A 17,493-nucleotide genomic window follows, 5' to 3' on the forward strand; every position below is an offset into this window, starting at 1 on the left:
TTTTTACCTGATTACCCTTTATTTGTTATACTTATGGAGAAGACAAAAGAAAAGGGGACATTGCCTTTGATGAAATTTATAGTTTTAGCTATTCTCACTTTGTTTTTGATTCCATGGACTAGAAGCGGTAATAAAATTCGCGCGGTGGATAAAGGAGGAAATGAGAAAGTTGTAAAGGGTAAGAAATCATCTATTTTAGTTATTCCTGTTTTATTTTGGATAGGTATTGCAATCTATGAATATTTTTGGCTAATTGATGATCGAGCAGATTCTATTCTTACTCATTATTCTGTTGCAGTAGCGATTTTAATTGGGCTTGTTTTATTCTCACAAGAGCAGGTAGGGAAATTAGAAGGTACGCTAAAAGGACTTCTAATGTTCGTTTTACTCGCAAGTTACGGCTATTTTGGTTATTTGCACGATATAGTAATCTCGCAAAAGAAATATGATTCGGTCGTGAAAGTAGAGAAAGATATTTCAGAGCCATTTACTGAAAATGACCAACCGTTTACAGTTCCGCCTAAAACAGCGGAGAATAAAATGAAAAAGGTATTTGGTGATATTCCGAAAGTAGCTTATTTTGAGCTAGGGGAATTAACGCCACAAATGGTAAATGGTGAAGCATTGTATGTAGCACCGATAGAAGTTTCGGGATTTTTTAAAGCACGTAAAGCGGAAACAATTCCAGGTTACGTAACAATGTCAGGTACAAATCCTGATGCGGAAGCGAAATTACATCTTGGATATAAAATGAAGTATGTACCAAGTATGTTTTTCGGTAATAAATTAGAACGTGTCGTTCGAAAAGCAGAGCCAGATTTAGTTTTTAAAGGGAAACCAAAATTTGAAGTTGATGATAAAGGAAAACCGTATTATACAATGACATACGGTGAGTTTATTTCAGGAAGATCAGGGTTTGAAGTAGAAGGCGTTGTCGTTGTTGATGCACAAACAGGTGATGTGAAACGATATGATAAAGGGAATGCACCTAAATTCATTGATGGTGTATTAAATCATGAAACAGCATCTACGTTAAATACGTACTTCGGAAAATATATTCACGGATTTTGGAATACGAAATTCTCACAAACTGACATGAAGATGCCGACTGAGTGGGGGACGAAGGAAGGCGTTACGCCAATCTTCGGGAAGGATGGTAAATTGTATTACTTTACAGACTTTACCTCTCCGAAAGAAGGAGTAGATTCTGCTCTCGGTTACTCATTAGTTGATGCACGTACAGGAAAGTTGTATTACTATAACGGAAAAGAAGTGAAGGGAATTATGGACGGTTCGGCTGCTACAGAAGTAGTGGATAATTCCTTTAAGAGAGAGAAATGGCATGGAACAATGCCGGTTATTTATAACGTATATGGTAAACCTTCTTGGATTGTACCGGTTATTGATGACGGCGGATTAGTACGTGCTCATACTGTCATATATGCTTCTAATGCAAAAGTGTTTGCAACAGGTTCAACGCAAAAAGAAGCACTTGAGAATTATAAAAATGCGCTGAGCGGAAGTGGTGATTCATTTAGACCGACTTCAAATGGGAAAGAAGCGCAAAAAGAAGGTACTGTACAACGTGTGTATAAAGAAAAATCAGGTGAAAATACGATTGTGTACGTACTATTAGAAAACGAGCAAAAAGTATTCATGGTACCGGCGAAGAAATTCCCATATGCAATGTTTACAGAAGTAGGAGATCCAATTCAAATCACATATTTAGACACAGGGGAAATGATGGCATCTGTATCTAAATTTACAAATAGTAATTTGAAAAAGTAAAGCGATAGAGATTCTATCGCTTTTTTTTACATTATTAAACAGGAAAATACGGTATACTTGACGTATATTTATGTTGTAACTATAATTGTTACGATTGAGTATTTATATGAAAGGGTGAATGGAAAAAGTGAATGGAGTTAATCACGAAGTATATAAACCTGTAAAGACAAACAGGTTATGGATGATTCTTGTATTAGGGACACTTACGGCAATTGGGCCATTATCTATTGATATGTATTTGCCTTCTTTACCAAAGTTAACGGATGATTTACAAACGGGTGCATCCCTCGCGCAGCTTACATTAACTGCTTGTCTGCTTGGGCTTTCAGTAGGGCAGTTATTTATTGGTTCAATCAGTGACATTTACGGAAGGCGCAAACCTCTTATTATCGCTCTTATTATTTATGTTGCTTCTTCGTTACTTTGTGCTGTTGCACCATCTATTTGGAGTTTAGTGCTTTTACGTTTCTTACAAGGTGCTTCAGGATCTGCTGGTATTGTTATATCACGTGCAATGGTACGCGATATGTATTCAGGTTCTGAAATGACGAAGTTTTTCTCATTACTTATGTTAGTAAACGGGGCAGCACCTATTTTGGCACCGATTATTGGAGGACAATTATTACAGTTCACATCATGGCGCGGCGTCTTTATCGTGCTTGGAGCAATTAGTGTATTCATGCTAATATCAGCTACTTTCGTATTACGTGAAACATTACCTCCTGAAGAAAGAGAGACAGGTGGATTATCAGGAACGCTGGCAACATACGGAAAGCTTCTGAAAGATCGTTTATTTATGGGATATGCATTGTCGCAAGGGTTAGTAACAGCTGCAATGTTTGCTTATATTTCTGGTTCACCGTTCGTGTTGCAAAATATATACGGGGCATCACCACAACAGTTTAGTTTGTTCTTTGCAATTAACGGTATTGGTATTATTATTGCTAGCCAAGTTACTGGCCGCTTAGCGGGGAAAGTTAATGAGAAAACTTTATTTGTTGCTGGTATTATTATTGCGGCTGTTGGCGGTCTATCATTACTACTTACAATCGCACTTGGAATAGGGCTAATCGGTGTTTTATGCTCGCTATTTCTTGTTGTATCAAGTGTTGGGGTTGTATCAACAACCGGCTTCTCGTTAGCGATGAGAAATCAAAAACAAGCAGCAGGAACAGCATCAGCTTTACTAGGTTTATTACAGTTCATTTCAGGAGCACTTGTTGCACCATTAGTAGGTATTGGCGGAAGCAATACCGCATTACCGATGGGGGTTGTGATAGCGCTTTGTGAAATTGGTGCTGTGTTATGTTATCTATTTATGGCCAGAAGAAGTGAGAAGCAGTTTGAACTGCAACAAAGACAAAATTTAGAGGCTTAATTTATAAAAAAGAGCTGATTCAAACATGTGTTGAATCAGCTCTTTTTTCATTTCTTTGAAATAACTTATACAGTGTTGTAAGGTGATGCAAAAGTTATTTGCATAAAGTGACGATACTGTGACAAAAATGTTGGTGTGTATATTAAGATCTCGTCTTAAGTGTAAAAAGTAGGGTGTTCTCGGTATAATAACAAGTGGAGATAAAAGAAACTATAATGAGTAATAGCTGTAGATAAAAGGAGAAGAAGAGATGAAGAAGGTTTTGGGTATTGCTGTAATGGGAAGTATGCTCCTTCTAGCAGGGTGTAATGGAAATAAAGATACCAAAGAACCGAAAGAAAAGGTAGAGCAATCTACTGAACAAACAGAAGAGATGAAAGTGTATCGCGAAATACATGAAAAATATGATATGAAGATGAACAAAGAAATTAATAAAGCATTACAGTTATGGGAAGTGGCAAAAGAAAAGGGCGGTAAGGAAATAACGAATGCTAAATATAAAGAAGAGGTGCAGAAGGTAACGACGGGCATGTTAGAAGATATTGATCATATGCGTAAAGAAATTCGTGTGCCGAAGTCGAAAGAGGACGAACATGAACTATATGTTGGTTTCTTAAATGAAGCAGAACAAGCGATGAAAAAATTACAGAAGTTAGCTAAAGAAGAAGATTCATCGTTGATTCGTGATATAGAAGTTAATTTTTCAACAGCATCGACATACTATAAACGCTTTCAAACAGAGGCGAAAAAATAACCTTGCGCATGCGCAAGGTTATTTTTTCTTTTTACCATCTCCGTCTTCATCCTCGGATACTAATACCTTCTGTTCTTCGTGAAATTCTGAAATTGTTTGGCCAGTAATATTATCGAATGGAGTGTAAAAAGAAGTGATGCTTTTCTTTTTAATGAAGAGTTTATAGAAGCCGATGATGACGAGTATGACGATTGTTAATGGCAATCCTATAGTAGCCAGAAGTAGTGGATCCATCTTATAACTCCTTTAATACAATTTCTTTTTATTATAAGCGAAAGATTGTAATTTCAATAACTAATATAATAGAAAACTAATTTTTCTAAATATATCCAATTTGATTGACTTTTCATTTTTTCAGAATTATAATTCAAAATATACAATTTGAACCAAATAATAATATAGCAATTTACTTATCCAGAGAGGTAGAGGGACTGGCCCTATGACACCTCAGCAGCGGGTTCTGTAACAGGAACACCGTGCTAATTCCAGCAAGCAAGTCTTGAAAGATAAGTGATGGGCCTTCGTTTATTAAGCCTTGATCTTATTTTTTAAGATCAAGGCTTTTTGTGTTTTAAGAAGTAGAGAAGGAGTAATGGCAACAAATATGCCAATAAAACAAAGTAAATTCATTTGTTTAGGGGGTTATTGAAGTGTATGTTATTAAAAAACTATCAGTTATGGTGTTTACACTATGGATTATTACAACAGTAACATTTTTGATTATGCACATTATTCCGGGGGACCCATTTTCATCGGATGCGAAAATCTTTCCGGCGGAAGTTGTGCAGAATATGAGAGCGAAGTATCACCTTGATGAACCATTATGGAATCAATATGTTGCTTATTTAGACGGTGTAGTTCATTTTGATTTTGGTGAATCCGTTCAATCGACGGGGCAAGGCGTATCAGAAATTATAACGACAGGATTTGGTCCATCAGCGATTATTGGTTTACAAGCACTTGTTATTTCATTATTAGTCGGAATTGCAGCAGGTACATTTGCAGCTCTATATCATGGGAAAGTAATTGATTATAGTGTGAGCTTACTTGCGATTCTCGGTATTTCTATTCCAAGTTTTATTTTAGCACCATTGTTTATACAAGTATTTGCTATTCAATTTGAACTCTTACCGGTTGCATCTTGGGGCACATTCGAACATACGGTATTGCCATCCTTTGCATTAGCATTAGGGCCAATCGCGGTTATTACAAGATTTGTTCGCTCTAATATGATTGAAGTTTTGCAGAGTGATTATATTAAATTAGCAAGAGCGAAAGGTATACCAATTAAGAAGATTATTATAAGGCATGCCCTTCGAAATGCGATTGTTCCAGTACTAACGTTTGTTGGGCCGTTAATGGCTGGGCTTTTAACAGGGACGTTCATTATTGAAAAGATTTTTGCAATTCCTGGTCTCGGAAAATATTTTGTAGATAGTATTTTTAACCGGGATTATCCAGTCATTATGGGAACAACAATCTTCTATAGTTCATTATTAATTTCTTGTATTTTTATTACAGATATTATTCACCGTATTGTTGATCCGCGTATTCGTTCTATTACATAAGGAGGGAGGATATTTAAATGGGAGCTTATGAAATCAATAAACAGCTATTAACGAATGAAGAGAAAAAAGAATTAACAATAAATAAAGAGCAGCAAACGATTAGCCGAAAAAAAGAAGTGTTTCGTAAGTTTGTATCAAATCCAATCGCAGTTCTAGGAACGGTGACATTATTACTCATTATTATTTTCTCTCTTATCGGTGAAAGTTTAACTCCTTTTACTGCGAGTGAACAAGTAAAAGAGGCGACAAATTTACCTCCTAGTAGTGAGCATTGGTTTGGAACAGATGATTTAGGTCGGGATATTTGGGCACGTACTTGGGCTGGAGGGAAAATTTCATTAGTAGTTGGATTAGTAGCGGCCGTTCTTGATATAGGACTTGGTGTACTAATTGGGGGCTTTAGTGGATATGTGAGAGGGCGTAATCGCCTTGGAACGTTAATTGATGAGTGGATTGTACGAGGGATTGAAGTACTATACGGTATTCCATATTTATTAATTGTTATTTTACTACTAATCATTATGAAACCAGGACTTTTTACAATCATTATTGCTCTTGCATTAACAGGTTGGATTGGTATGGCACGTCTCGTTAGGGCGCAAGTCTTATCTTTAAAGCAAAGAGAATTTGTTATTGCGGCAGAACGATTAGGTACATCGCATATGAAGATTATATACGGACATATCATTCCGAATTTAACAGGTATTATTATCGTAAATTTATCATTTACAATTCCAGCAGCTATTTTCTCAGAATCATTTTTAAGCTTTATCGGACTAGGGGTACAATCACCAGCAGCGAGCTGGGGGACGATGACAAATGATGCGCTCGGGACATTATTAAGCGGGGAATGGTGGCAACTTTTCTTCCCATCGCTGATGATTGCGCTCATCATGTTCGCATTTAATGCAATTGGTGACGGTTTGCAAGATGCGATTGATCCGAAAATCGCAAAACGTAATCGAAAGGAGAAAAAACATGGCACAAATCTTATCTTTAGAAAACGTAACGTTGGCCGTTGAAAAAGAGAATAGTAAGCAAGCAATTGTGAAGCATGTTTCCTTTTCTATTAACGAAGGTGAAATAGTTGCACTTGTCGGAGAAAGTGGTTCAGGGAAAAGTGTTACAGCACAATCAATTATCGGCTTAAATCAAGAATCGATTCATATTGATGATGGAAATATATCTTTCCAATCAAAGGAATTAACGGATTTACAAGAATCAGAATGGAATCAAATTCGCGGGAAAGATATTTCCTTTATCTTTCAAGACCCGCTTTCATCTTTAAATCCAACGATGAAGGTTGGAAGACAAATTACAGAAGTAATTGTGCAGCATGAAAAGAAATCGAAAAAAGAGGCAAAAAAAATTGCAATTAACTTATTAAATGATTTAGGGATACATGAAGCAGAGAAACGTTTTGAACAATACCCACATCAATTAAGCGGAGGTATGAGGCAACGTATTTGTTTAGCAATTGCATTTGCTTGTCACCCGAAGCTCGTTATTGCAGATGAACCTACAACAGCATTAGATGTAACGATTCAAAAGCAAATTATGGAGTTGTTAAAAGAAAGAAAGGAAAAACAAAATACGAGTATTTTATTAATTACACATGATTTGGCACTTGTACGTGAAGTAGCTGACCGAGTAGTAGTTATGTACGGGGGACGTGTTGTTGAAAAAGGAACGATTCAAGAAGTAATTGGCTCACCTAAGCATCCGTATACGAAAAGTTTATTACAAGCAATTCCGAATATGGATGATTCAGAAAAGGTACTTAGAGCAATTGAGGGAACAACGCCTTCAATTGAAACGTTAAATAGTTTTGGATGCCCGTTTGTGAATCGTTGTCCTGTAGCGATAAAAGAATGTATTCATCGCTTCCCAGAGCGAACAACATATTCTGAGGAGCATAGTTCACATTGCTGGCAGCATATTCTGGAGCATAATAAAGCGAAACCAAAAGAGAGGGTGAATGCCTCATGACGACAGATTTAATTACTGTAAAGCAAGTAACGAAAACGTATGGAAGTAAAAATAAAGAAATCGCAGCGTTAAAAGGTATATCACTTTCTATCCCAAAAGGAACAACGCTTGGCATTATTGGAGAAAGTGGTTCTGGAAAGACAACACTTGGTAAGCTCATAGCTGGGATCGAGCGTCCAACGTCTGGTGAAATTGATTATAACGGTCAAGTTGTTCACAAGCTGAAGTCAGCTCATAAGCGGGATTTCTTGCAGAAAGTACAGTTCATTTTTCAAGATTCCACAGCTGCATTAAATCCGCGCTGGAAAGTACGAGATAGCGTAACAGAAGGATATATCTCATTCTGTTTAGGAGATAAAGGATTGAAAGATAAGGTGGCAGGTGATGCGCTAGAACGTGTTGGATTAGATAGGCGATATATTGATCGATACCCACACGAATTTAGCGGAGGACAACGTCAACGTATTGCCATTGCAAGAGCGCTATTATGTGAGCCAGAAGTATTAATCCTTGATGAACCAATTTCAGCATTAGATGTTTCACTGCAAATCCAAATTGTACATTTGCTGCAAAAGATTCAAAAGGAACAAGGCTATACATATTTATTTATCGCACATGATTTACCGATGGTTCACTATTTATGTGAAAAAGTGGCTGTCTTATACAAAGGAGAACTTGTTGAATTTGGATATACGGACGAAGTATTCCGTAATCCACAACATTCTTATACAAAAACATTATTGACATCAACACCAAAAATTTTAGGTTAAAGGGGAATGTAAGATGAAGAAGTTTTTATTATTTGTCATTATGACCGTATTAGCAATTACTTCTGTCGCTTGTGGCAAGAAAGATACTTCAAAAGCAAGTGCTAGTAAAGGAGACCGTTTTGTGACGAATCTTGGTAGTGATCCTTATACGCTAGATTCAGCAATTTCAACGGATAATAACTCTAATTATGTAATTGAGCACTTATTTGCAACTTTGTATAGACAGACAACTGATGGGAAATTTGAAAAGGATTTAGTAGAGAAAGAGGAAGCTGGGGCAGATGGAAAAGAGTACACATTCTATTTGAAAAAAGGATTGAAATGGTCTGATGGTTCCCCGTTAACAGCAAAAGATTTTGAATTCGCTTGGAAGAGAATATTAAATCCTAAAACGGGTTCTATGAATGCAACAGAACTATATTTCATTAAAGGTGGAGAAGCATTTAATACAGGGAAAGGTGCAGAAGATGCAGTAGGAATTCAAGCGGTAGATGATGTAACTCTAAAGCTACAATTTGAACATCCAGTAACATCTATTAAACGAACATTATCTCAGTCGTTATATATTCCACTTAATAAAAAATCTATTGATGAAAAAGGTAAACTAAAAGTAGATCCAAAAGAATTAATTACAAATGGTCCTTTCACATTGAAAGAATGGAAGCATAATCAAGCGATTATTCTAGAAAAAAATAAAGAGTTTCATGATAAAAAAGTAGCATCAAAAGAAATTGAATTCCGTATTATTCCTGAAGGTAAAACAGCGTATCAATTATACAAATCTGGAGAACTAGATTTACTATCTCACATACCAACAGATTTAATTGAAAAGGAACAAAACAATAAAGAGTTTAAAAAAATGCAAGACTACTCAACTCATATTTACTCATTTAATTCAGAAAAGCCACCATTTACAAATGCGAAAATTCGTAAAGCTTTTGCATTGGCTGTAGATCGTAAGTTTATCGTAGAGAAAGTATTAAAGAATAATGCAAAAGAAGCATATGGATTTGTACCAGAAGGAGCAAAAACAGAAAGTGGTCGCGACTTCCGTAAAGAGAAAGGTGACTATTTTAAATATGATCCTGCGGTGGCTAAGACGTTATTAGAAGAAGGAATGAAAGAAGAAGGATGGACTACTCTTCCAGAAGTGACAGTGAAATATTCAGATAAGAAGAAAATAGCTGAAACACTTCAAGAAATGTTTAAGAAAAATCTTGGTGTAGATGTAAAAATAGAAGGTAAAGAGTGGAAAAGTTATATTGATATGTATAAACAAAGTGACTTCCAAATCGCATATATGGGCTGGGGAGGATCTACATTAGATCCAGCTGCTCAATTAGAAATTTATGCAGGGGATGGACCAAATAACTATGCAAAATGGTTTAATAAAGACTTCGATAATTTAATTAATCAAGCAAAATTAGAACAAGACGAAAATAAACGCTTTGACTTATTACATCAAGCAGAAGATATTATGTTTACAGAATACCCTTTAATCCCACTTGTATTCCCAACAGATTCTTATTTACAAAAATCATCTGTATCTGGATTAGAATACTACGTAGGATCTCAACCGAGCTTACGATATGCTAAAAAATAAAACAAAGAAGTAGGCAACCGCCTACTTCTTTATTTTATTTCTCTTTTATATTCTTTTTTCGTTCCATCAGAGAATACAACTTCTAAAGCGAATTTTTGGTAGTCTTTATCAAGTTTGAACACGTTTACTACTTGATCAATTACTTCTTGGTCAGGAGTATCTTTATCAAATTTTAATTCTTGTAGAAGTGGGCTTAATTTTGTAATAGCCTCGTCGCCTGTTAATTTTACATCTGCTTTATGGTCTTCAACTTTTGCTTCCATTTTTTTATCGGCTGCTACATTTTTATAATCAGCTTCGTAGTCTTTCTTTGTATCCTGATAGTCCGCTTTTAAATCAAATTCATTAAAGTTTAGTTTTAAATCTGCAGGAGCCTCATTTTTTGCTTCTTCAGTCGTTTTCTTATTAGAAGTTGTGTCTTCTTTTGCAGGAGCTTTACATCCTGTTAATGCAGGTACTAGCATAAGAGCTAATAAAATTGATAGTAAAATTCTCATTATAAATTCCTCCTTATGTAACTTCTTTCTATACAAGTTTTTCCTAATTTCATGTAATTATGTATAAGCCTAATAAATTATTTCCTTAAGGGGAACACATGCTTATTAATAAAATTGAAAGTAATTTGTATGTATATGGGGATTTTTAAAAAATATCTTTACGCTTTCTAATCATTAACACAAATAAGCATCACTGTATTTGGAAATGCAATGATGCTTTCTAAAACATATTAAACGATCGGCGAATTATTTCCCGCAACATACGCAGTAAATGGTTATTATACAATAATATTCGGCGGAGTTAGTTTGGAGAAAAATATTATTTCATTATTACTTATTATACTAGTTACACAATTGGTAGCGGGAATTACTATAGGTATAAAAGAGATGGTGAAGGGAAGAAGTTCTGTAGTTAAAGAAATATAAAATAAAAAAGGTATCCTTCATGGGATACCTTTTTACTAGCGTTGATTATTTTGCAACTTCTGTCCACTTGTAGTTAAATTCACCACCGAAGTCAGTTGTTACAAGTCCTTTAATAAATCCGCGTTGTAGGTAAGAACGGCCTTGTTGGTATAAAGGAGCAACAGCACCATCTTGTAATAAGATTTTTTCAGCTTGCTTCATTGCTTCCCAGCGACCTTTTTCATCACCAGCTAAATCAGTTTTTACTTTACGAATAAGCTCGTCGTACTCTTTGTTAGAGTATTTATCGAAGTTATAAGCACTATCTGTTGTGAATAGATCTAAGAATGTAATAGGATCCGCGAAGTCAGGACCCCAGCCATCGATTCCGATTTCGTAATCACCACTTAATAGTAGTTTTAACTGTTGCTTACGTGGTTGAGGCTTTAAGTTCACTGTTAATCCATCTAGATTTTTTTCTAGTTCACCTTTTAAATATTCGCCAGTTTTTTTAGCTAAAGCATTATCACTTGTTAATAGTTCAATTGTTACTTTGTCAGTACCAAGTTCTTGTTTCGCTTTTTTCCAGTTTTCTTTTGCCGTTTTTACATCATCTTTGACTAGATTTCCATTCTCTTTACGGAAGTCGTTGCCGTCTGGGCTCTTTGCGAACTTCGCAGGAACCATTCCTTCGGCTGGAATTGCACCGTTATTTAAAATTGTTTCTACGTACGCTTTTTTATTCATTGCTTCGTTAATAGCGAGGCGTGCATGTTGATTTTTTAATACTGCATTTTTCTGATTTAGTCGTAAGAATTGGATACCGACTTCAGCACGTTCCTTGAAGTTGGTATCGTTCTTATACTTATCAACAAACTCCGCAGTTAAAGCAACGCGATCAATTTGTCCTGAATCATATAAGTTAACTTCTGTAGATTTATCTTTAACGACATTGAAGTTGATTTCTTCTAGTTTTACAGTTTTAGCATCCCAATAGTTAGGGTTCTTCTTCAATTGGAAGCTTTGTTCATGTTTCCAGTTATCTAATGTGAAAGCACCATTGTAAATTAAATGATTTGTTTCTAAACCGTATTTATCGCCTTGAGATTTTAAATAGTCTTCATTAATTGGTAAGAATGTTGAGAATGTCGTTAAGCTTAAGAAGTAGGGAACAGGGCGGTCCAGTTGTACTTCTAAAGTTTTATCGTCAAGAGCTTTAACGCCTAATTGATCGATCGCTGCTTCTTTTTGATTTATTTGTTTCGCATTTTTTATATCAAAGAATAAGAATGCATATTCAGCTGCTGTTTCAGGGTTTACGGCACGTTGCCAAGCGAATACAAAGTCTTTTGCTGTTACAGGAGTACCGTTTGACCATTTTGAATCACGCAGGTGGAATGTATATTTTGTTTTATCGGGACTTACGTCAACCGACTCAGCAACACCAGGAATCGGTTTATTATCTTCTCCTATAGCATATAAACCTTCAAAAACATTTCGCATTACGTTCATGGATTCCCCATCCGTTGCTTTTGCAACATCCATTGTTGGAATTTCTGAAGCAAATGATAAGTTAATCGCTTGTTTATCATTTGCTTTATCGTTCGCTTTTGCTCCGCTTGCATTATCTTTATTTCCCCCGCAAGCAGTTAGTAGTAGACTTGCCCCTAAAACAGATGCAACAACAGGTACAACTTTTTTCTTCATTGTTCTTTCCTCCCTAAATGTGTTGTTCGTAACGTCATAATGTCCATGTCTTGAAGTGTAGCTATAGAAGGAGAGAAAACCTATTATAAATATGTGTATATAGGTAATCAGGTATTCTATATGTATATACATGTTGAACTATAATCTATCGTTATATGTTTCAACTTAGTAGACATTACATTTTGATGGTAAAATATTTTGTTTCTTTGATTATTTAGAATATTAACACTGGAAAGAACTATATGTCAATAATAAAAAGTGGAGTGTTAATTTCTTGGAATAATATATTGAAAAAGCAGATTTCCTCATATTAGGGAATCTGCTTTTAATATATTTTGCTAAAAAAACAATGGGTGTGGGTGAGAACACGATGATCTAAGTTGCATTTTATCCCGCATTAACGGGCAGTAAGATCCTCACCTCAAAATTCAGTGAAAGCAAAGAAGTTAGGGGGGATCAACTGCCCGTAAAAGCCCGATTGGTGAGGGCTGATTAAAGTTTCACTTTATTTTTCAATTTTTGCCCATTTGAAGTTTAATTGACCTGCAAAGTCTACTTGCACAATGCCTTTCACATAAGAACGCTCTAGATAAGATTCTCCTTTTTGGTAAAGAGGAGCAATAACAGAGTCCTTAAATAAGATTTTTTCTGATGCTAGTAACGCTTCCCAGCGAGCTTTTTCATCACCAGCCAAAGTAGTTTTAACTTTTTCAATTGTGTCATCAAACTCTTTATTAGAGTAATGATCTAAATTGTAAGGGTTATTCGTCGTAAATAGTTCAAGGAATGTAATTGGATCAGCAAAGTCAGGGCTCCAACCGTCAATTCCAATCTCGTAGTCACCTTTTAATAAGAGTGAAACTTGTTGTTTACGTGGTTGCGGTTTTATATTTACCGTTAAGCCATCTAAATTCTTTTCTAGTTGTCCTTTTAGGAACTCACCAGTTTTCTTCTCAAGGTCACCATCACTTGTTAATAATTCTAATGTTATCTTTTCAGAACCAAGTTCTTTTTTTGCTTTCTTCCATAATTCTTGTGCAGATGTTGTATCAACTTTTGTTAAATCGCCGTTTGCAGTACGGAAGTCTTTTCCATCAGGCCCTTTTGCAAAGTTTTTCGGCACGAGACTAAAGGTTGGTGTAGAGCCATCATTTAATAACGTATTTACAAAAGATTTTCGATCAATTGTTTGATCGATTGCTTGGCGTGCAGAAACGTTTTGAAGTATTTTGTTTTGCTGATTCATACGTAAAAACTGTACGCCTACGTTCGGACGTTCTTTAAAGTTAGCATCCTTTTTATATTTATCAACGAAGTCAGATGTTAGTTTTATACGGTCTAATTGTTTGGATTCGAATAAATTTACTTCTGTTGATTTCTCTTTCACAACGTTGAAATTGATTTCTTCGAGTTTGACATTATCTTTATCCCAATAGGTAGGGTTTTTCTTAAATTTAAAGCTTTGTTCATGCTTCCAATCGCTTAGTGTAAAAGCTCCGTTGTACAAGATTTTGTTATCTTCTAAAGCGTACTTATCACCTTGTGCTTTAAAGAATTCCTCGTTGATTGGTAGAAATGTTGGGAACGCCGTTAAGCTAATAAAATATGGAACAGGGCGCTCTAATTCTACTTCAAACGTATGGTCATCAACTGCTTTTATACCAAGTTGATCGGCAGGAAGTTCTTTGTTGTTAATTTTTGTTGCATTTTTAATATCAAAGAATAGAAATGCATATTCAGAGGCTGTTGCTGGATCGACAGCTCTTTGCCAAGCGAAGACAAAATCTTTCGCTGTAACAGGAGTGCCGTTTGACCATTTTGAATCTCGTAAATGGAATGTGTATTTCGTTTTATCGCCATTTATTTCATGAGATTTTGCAACGCCAGGGACAGGCTTGTTACCTTCGCCAAGATTATACAAACCTTCAAATACGTTTCTCATTACTTGACCAGAATCAGTATCTGTAGCACGAGCCGTATCCATTGTTCGTATTTCGGTAGGTGAAGATAAGTTTAAAACCTGTTTACTAGGTGCCTCGTCTTTTGCATTTGCTCCGCTCGCTTCGTTTTTATAACTACCGCAACCAGTTAATAAAATACTTACTCCTACAACTGATGCAATACCGGGTACAAACTTCTTTTTCATTTGATTTTCCTCCTAAATAATTAAGTTTGGATGATGATGAGGGAAATGAAAAATAAAAAATCCCTCTTTTCGTATTGAGAAAGAGGGATTTTTACGTACAAGTTATGCACCCGTATATAAACGAAGTCCCTCATTCTATCTTTCAAGCACAAAGCTTGCAGGAAGTGGCACAGTATTCAAAATGAACCTGCTGCCGAGGTTTCAAAGGGCCAGTCCCTCCACCTCTCTTGATACAATGAGTAAACAAATAAATTTTATTAATTTTTGTGTTTCTTTGATAATTCAAAATCTTACACCTTAGATAATGAAGTGTCAATCAAATGGAATATAGTTTAAATTTTCAGTTTTATTAAAAATAAAAAAACCACTGCATATGGCAGTGGTTTCCCTACTAGAAGTTAAAGTTATCAGGATCCGGACCAACGCGATGATTTTCATTTAAAGCTTGAATTGCTTTCATATCATCCGAGCTTAATTCAAAGTCAAAGATGTTTGCATTTTCAATAATGCGGTGTTCTTTAATAGACTTAGGGATTGTTACAACTTCATTTTGTAGATCCCAACGTAAAATAACTTGTGCAGTCGATTTATTATATTTCGTAGCGATTTCTTGTAATGTTGGGTGATTAAGTAGCTGCCCCTGCATTAATGGTGACCAAGCTTCAAGCTGGATGTTATGTTCTTTACAGAAGGCATGTAATTCTTCTTGTGCTAAACGTGGGTGGTATTCCACTTGGTTAACCATTGGTTTAATTTCTGCAATTTCAAATACGTCTTGCAAATGGTGAATATGGAAATTACTCACACCGATAGCACGAACACGACCATCTTTATAAAGCTGCTCTAAAGCTTTCCATGATTCAGTGTATTTTCCTTTTACAGGCCAATGTACTAAATATAGATCTAAATATTCTAGACCTAATTTTTCTAATGTAGTTTCAAATGCTTGTAGTGTTGACTCGTAACCTTGATCACTATTCCACACTTTTGAAGTGATGAATAACTCTTCACGAGGAATACCAGATTCTTGAATTGCCTGTCCAACGCCTTCTTCGTTTTTATATATCGCAGCAGTATCGATACTACGATATCCATTTTTTATAGCTGCTTTTACAGAATCAATTACTTCTGTACCATCTTCAACTTTAAAAACACCCAAGCCGAACCAAGGCATTTTCACGCCGTTATGTAATGTTGTATAGTCGTTTAAACTTGTTAAAGTCATATTAATTCCCCCTAGCTTTTTTATTGGTCGCTGCAACTGCTTGTTGAATGACTTCTGAAAAATTATTTTCATATAGAACTTTTAAGCCTTCAGCCGTTGAACCTCCTGGTGTTGTTACTTGTTCGCGGAGCATAGCTGGATCCTGATTTTGCTGGAGCATAGCGGCAGAGCCAGCAATCATTTGAATAACAAGGTGTTTTGCTGTTTCCTCATCAATACCATAGCTTTTCGTTGCTTCAATTAACCCTTCAGCAAAGTGATAGAGAAAAGCGGGTGCACTACCAGTAACTGCGGTAAGTTGGTGAACTTCCTCTTCGGTACAAAACTGTGAGGTACCGATACCTTTTAAAAGAAGTTGTAACGTTTCTTGATGTGTTTCAGCTACAGAATGTCCCGTCGTATATAAGGAGATAGACTTTCCAATTCCAGCAGCTGTATTTGGCATAATCCAAGCAACAGGTGTCCCTTGGGGAAGTCTTTCTTCTAGATAAGATGGTCCGATTCCGGCAGCAACTGTCACGACAAATTGATTAGTTAGAAGAGGGGATAGATCCGCTAATAGCTGTTCATGTGCGACAGGCGGCATTGCTAAAACGATTGTATCTACAGATTTAATATGCTGTTTCCAATCTGTTGTAATCGATAGATCATATTGAGTTTGTAATTGCGTTAGTTTTTCTATGTTACTTCGGTTGGAAACAATAATTTCTTCGATGTATTCTTTACTTGTTGTAAGTAGTCCAGCAAATATAGCTTCTGCCATACGACCGGCACCAATAAATAAAATTCGATGTTTATTAGGCATATCCTTTATTCCTTTCTGATGAGAATATGTTATAAAAAACGATACCATTTTTAAGAGAATTTTGTAAAAAGAAACGGCTTATCGTAAGTGGAATAGATGAGTGGGGAGTTTTACAGGAGAAAATTTATAGTAAGTATAAGAGTTATTTCTTATACTGTTGATAGGGAGTTTATTACATATCTGGGGAGAGATAAATATGGTTAGAAGTCCACTTTTTTTACTCATTTCTAGTATTATTTGCATATTAGTTGGATTCTATATCCGATCAAGTTATATTGAAATTTTCGCATCGGTTATGGGGATTATTAATGTTTGGTTACTTGCAAGGGAAAAGGTATCAAACTTTTTATTTGGGATGATTACAGTTGCGGTATTTCTGTATATTTTCACTACACAAGGCTTATACGCAATGGCAGTATTAGCAGCCTTCCAATTTATATTTAATGTGTACGGTTGGTATTACTGGATTGCGCGTAGTGGGGAGGAGAAGGTAAAACCGACAGTTCGCTTAGATTTGAAAGGATGGATTATTTATATACTTTTTATTTTAGTTGCTTGGATTGGTTGGGGATATTATCAAGTCCGTTATTTAGAATCGACAAGTCCATATTTAGATGCTTTAAACGCTGTATTAGGATTAGTAGCTCAATTTATGCTGAGCCGAAAAATCTTAGAAAATTGGCATTTATGGATTTTGTATAACATAGTTAGCATTGTGATTTATATTTCAACGGGCTTATACGTCATGTTAGTATTAGCTATTATTAATCTATTTTTATGTATCGATGGCTTGCTAGAATGGAAGAAAAACCATAAAGAGCGAGAACGTGTAAATAATTATATTTAGAAAATAATTGT

Annotated in this window: 15 protein-coding genes, 1 pseudogene and 2 riboswitches; of the genes and pseudogenes, 10 read left to right on the plus strand and 6 right to left on the minus strand. The window is 35.6% G+C overall.

Translation table 11 applies throughout. From position 1 onward, the window contains the following. Positions 1 to 69 precede the first annotated feature (69 nt). The 3 genes from MR155_RS25605 (at position 70) to MR155_RS25615 (ending at position 3,920) form a co-directional block, all read left to right on the plus strand. Complete coding sequence (locus tag MR155_RS25605; RefSeq protein WP_012260186.1) at positions 70 to 1,788, plus strand: DUF3981 domain-containing protein; 1,719 nt, start codon at positions 70 to 72, stop codon at positions 1,786 to 1,788. A gap of 118 nt (positions 1,789 to 1,906) precedes the next feature. Beyond that, entirely contained in the window at positions 1,907 to 3,166 is a 1,260-nt protein-coding gene (locus MR155_RS25610) for a multidrug effflux MFS transporter (protein WP_088038167.1), read from the plus strand. Between the two features lie 250 nt (positions 3,167 to 3,416). Next, entirely contained in the window at positions 3,417 to 3,920 is a 504-nt protein-coding gene (locus tag MR155_RS25615; RefSeq protein ID WP_242311454.1) for a hypothetical protein, read from the plus strand. Between the two features lie 18 nt (positions 3,921 to 3,938). Here MR155_RS25615 and MR155_RS25620 read toward each other — a convergent pair whose 3' ends face one another. Further along, the gene (locus MR155_RS25620) at positions 3,939 to 4,154 is read right to left on the minus strand and encodes a DUF3951 domain-containing protein (RefSeq protein ID WP_000371390.1); all 216 of its coding nucleotides are present in this window, start codon (positions 4,152 to 4,154) and stop codon (positions 3,939 to 3,941) included. Positions 4,155 to 4,327: 173 nt separating this feature from the next. Continuing rightward, a riboswitch (SAM riboswitch) is annotated at positions 4,328 to 4,433 on the plus strand. Positions 4,434 to 4,570: 137 nt separating this feature from the next. Here MR155_RS25620 and MR155_RS25625 point away from each other — a divergent pair. Genes MR155_RS25625 through MR155_RS25645 form a run of 5 tightly spaced genes read left to right on the plus strand, consistent with a single transcriptional unit; the run spans position 4,571 to position 9,850 of the window. Beyond that, entirely contained in the window at positions 4,571 to 5,488 is a 918-nt protein-coding gene (locus MR155_RS25625; protein WP_113938320.1) for an ABC transporter permease, read from the plus strand. 17 nt (positions 5,489 to 5,505) lie between these two features. Next, positions 5,506 to 6,510: an ABC transporter permease gene (locus MR155_RS25630; RefSeq protein WP_219300645.1), complete on the plus strand. Its 1,005-nt coding sequence runs from the start codon at positions 5,506 to 5,508 to the stop codon at positions 6,508 to 6,510. Beyond that, positions 6,467 to 7,477, plus strand: a complete 1,011-nt coding sequence (locus MR155_RS25635; RefSeq protein WP_242311456.1) for an ABC transporter ATP-binding protein — start codon at positions 6,467 to 6,469, stop codon at positions 7,475 to 7,477. Before MR155_RS25630 ends, MR155_RS25635 begins: the two co-directional genes overlap by 44 nt. Continuing rightward, entirely contained in the window at positions 7,474 to 8,247 is a 774-nt protein-coding gene (locus MR155_RS25640; protein WP_242311458.1) for an ABC transporter ATP-binding protein, read from the plus strand. The genes MR155_RS25635 and MR155_RS25640 overlap by 4 nt, the downstream gene beginning before the upstream one ends. Positions 8,248 to 8,260: 13 nt before the next feature. Then, complete coding sequence (locus MR155_RS25645; RefSeq protein WP_219300639.1) at positions 8,261 to 9,850, plus strand: peptide ABC transporter substrate-binding protein; 1,590 nt, start codon at positions 8,261 to 8,263, stop codon at positions 9,848 to 9,850. Between the two features lie 29 nt (positions 9,851 to 9,879). Here the strand turns inward: MR155_RS25645 and MR155_RS25650 are convergent, their stop codons facing one another. Further along, entirely contained in the window at positions 9,880 to 10,347 is a 468-nt protein-coding gene (locus MR155_RS25650) for a YusW family protein (protein ID WP_002139907.1), read from the minus strand. Positions 10,348 to 10,530: 183 nt separating this feature from the next. Here MR155_RS25650 and MR155_RS32080 point away from each other — a divergent pair. After that, positions 10,531 to 10,773, plus strand: a pseudogene (locus MR155_RS32080) (hypothetical protein). 45 nt (positions 10,774 to 10,818) lie between these two features. Here the strand turns inward: MR155_RS32080 and MR155_RS25655 are convergent. The 4 genes from MR155_RS25655 to proC form a co-directional block, all read right to left on the minus strand. After that, on the minus strand, positions 10,819 to 12,459 hold the full coding sequence (locus MR155_RS25655) for a peptide ABC transporter substrate-binding protein (protein ID WP_242311460.1): 1,641 nt from the start codon (positions 12,457 to 12,459) through the stop codon (positions 10,819 to 10,821). 505 nt (positions 12,460 to 12,964) lie between these two features. Then, a complete protein-coding gene (locus MR155_RS25660; protein ID WP_219300633.1) occupies positions 12,965 to 14,605 on the minus strand; it encodes a peptide ABC transporter substrate-binding protein in 1,641 nt (546 codons plus the stop codon). Between the two features lie 132 nt (positions 14,606 to 14,737). Further along, positions 14,738 to 14,842: riboswitch (SAM riboswitch) on the minus strand. A gap of 154 nt (positions 14,843 to 14,996) precedes the next feature. Further along, positions 14,997 to 15,830, minus strand: a complete 834-nt coding sequence (locus MR155_RS25665) for an aldo/keto reductase (RefSeq protein ID WP_002063472.1) — start codon at positions 15,828 to 15,830, stop codon at positions 14,997 to 14,999. A 1-nt stretch (position 15,831) separates the two neighbouring features. Further along, positions 15,832 to 16,635: a pyrroline-5-carboxylate reductase gene (proC, locus tag MR155_RS25670; RefSeq protein ID WP_242311462.1), complete on the minus strand. Its 804-nt coding sequence runs from the start codon at positions 16,633 to 16,635 to the stop codon at positions 15,832 to 15,834. 196 nt (positions 16,636 to 16,831) lie between these two features. Here proC and pnuC point away from each other — a divergent pair, with 196 nt between their 5' ends. Then, entirely contained in the window at positions 16,832 to 17,482 is a 651-nt protein-coding gene (gene pnuC, locus MR155_RS25675; protein WP_002091429.1) for a nicotinamide riboside transporter PnuC, read from the plus strand. Positions 17,483 to 17,493 lie beyond the last annotated feature (11 nt).

This window comes from Bacillus cereus group sp. BfR-BA-01331 (genome assembly GCF_022663915.1).
GTDB classification, from domain to species: Bacteria; Bacillota; Bacilli; order Bacillales; family Bacillaceae_G; genus Bacillus_A; species Bacillus_A mycoides.

Coding starts and splice junctions, on each gene's coding strand:
- MR155_RS25620 (WP_000371390.1), bottom strand. CDS start 4,154: ATGGATCCACTACTTCTGGCTACTATAGGATTGCCATTAACAATCGTC.
- MR155_RS25615 (WP_242311454.1), top strand. CDS start 3,417: ATGAAGAAGGTTTTGGGTATTGCTGTAATGGGAAGTATGCTCCTTCTA.
- MR155_RS25640 (WP_242311458.1), top strand. CDS start 7,474: ATGACGACAGATTTAATTACTGTAAAGCAAGTAACGAAAACGTATGGA.
- MR155_RS25645 (WP_219300639.1), top strand. CDS start 8,261: ATGAAGAAGTTTTTATTATTTGTCATTATGACCGTATTAGCAATTACT.
- pnuC (WP_002091429.1), top strand. CDS start 16,832: ATGGTTAGAAGTCCACTTTTTTTACTCATTTCTAGTATTATTTGCATA.
- MR155_RS25630 (WP_219300645.1), top strand. CDS start 5,506: ATGGGAGCTTATGAAATCAATAAACAGCTATTAACGAATGAAGAGAAA.
- MR155_RS25610 (WP_088038167.1), top strand. CDS start 1,907: ATGGAAAAAGTGAATGGAGTTAATCACGAAGTATATAAACCTGTAAAG.
- MR155_RS25635 (WP_242311456.1), top strand. CDS start 6,467: ATGGCACAAATCTTATCTTTAGAAAACGTAACGTTGGCCGTTGAAAAA.
- MR155_RS25605 (WP_012260186.1), top strand. CDS start 70: ATGAAATTTATAGTTTTAGCTATTCTCACTTTGTTTTTGATTCCATGG.
- MR155_RS25665 (WP_002063472.1), bottom strand. CDS start 15,830: ATGACTTTAACAAGTTTAAACGACTATACAACATTACATAACGGCGTG.
- MR155_RS25650 (WP_002139907.1), bottom strand. CDS start 10,347: ATGAGAATTTTACTATCAATTTTATTAGCTCTTATGCTAGTACCTGCA.
- MR155_RS25660 (WP_219300633.1), bottom strand. CDS start 14,605: ATGAAAAAGAAGTTTGTACCCGGTATTGCATCAGTTGTAGGAGTAAGT.
- proC (WP_242311462.1), bottom strand. CDS start 16,635: ATGCCTAATAAACATCGAATTTTATTTATTGGTGCCGGTCGTATGGCA.
- MR155_RS25655 (WP_242311460.1), bottom strand. CDS start 12,459: ATGAAGAAAAAAGTTGTACCTGTTGTTGCATCTGTTTTAGGGGCAAGT.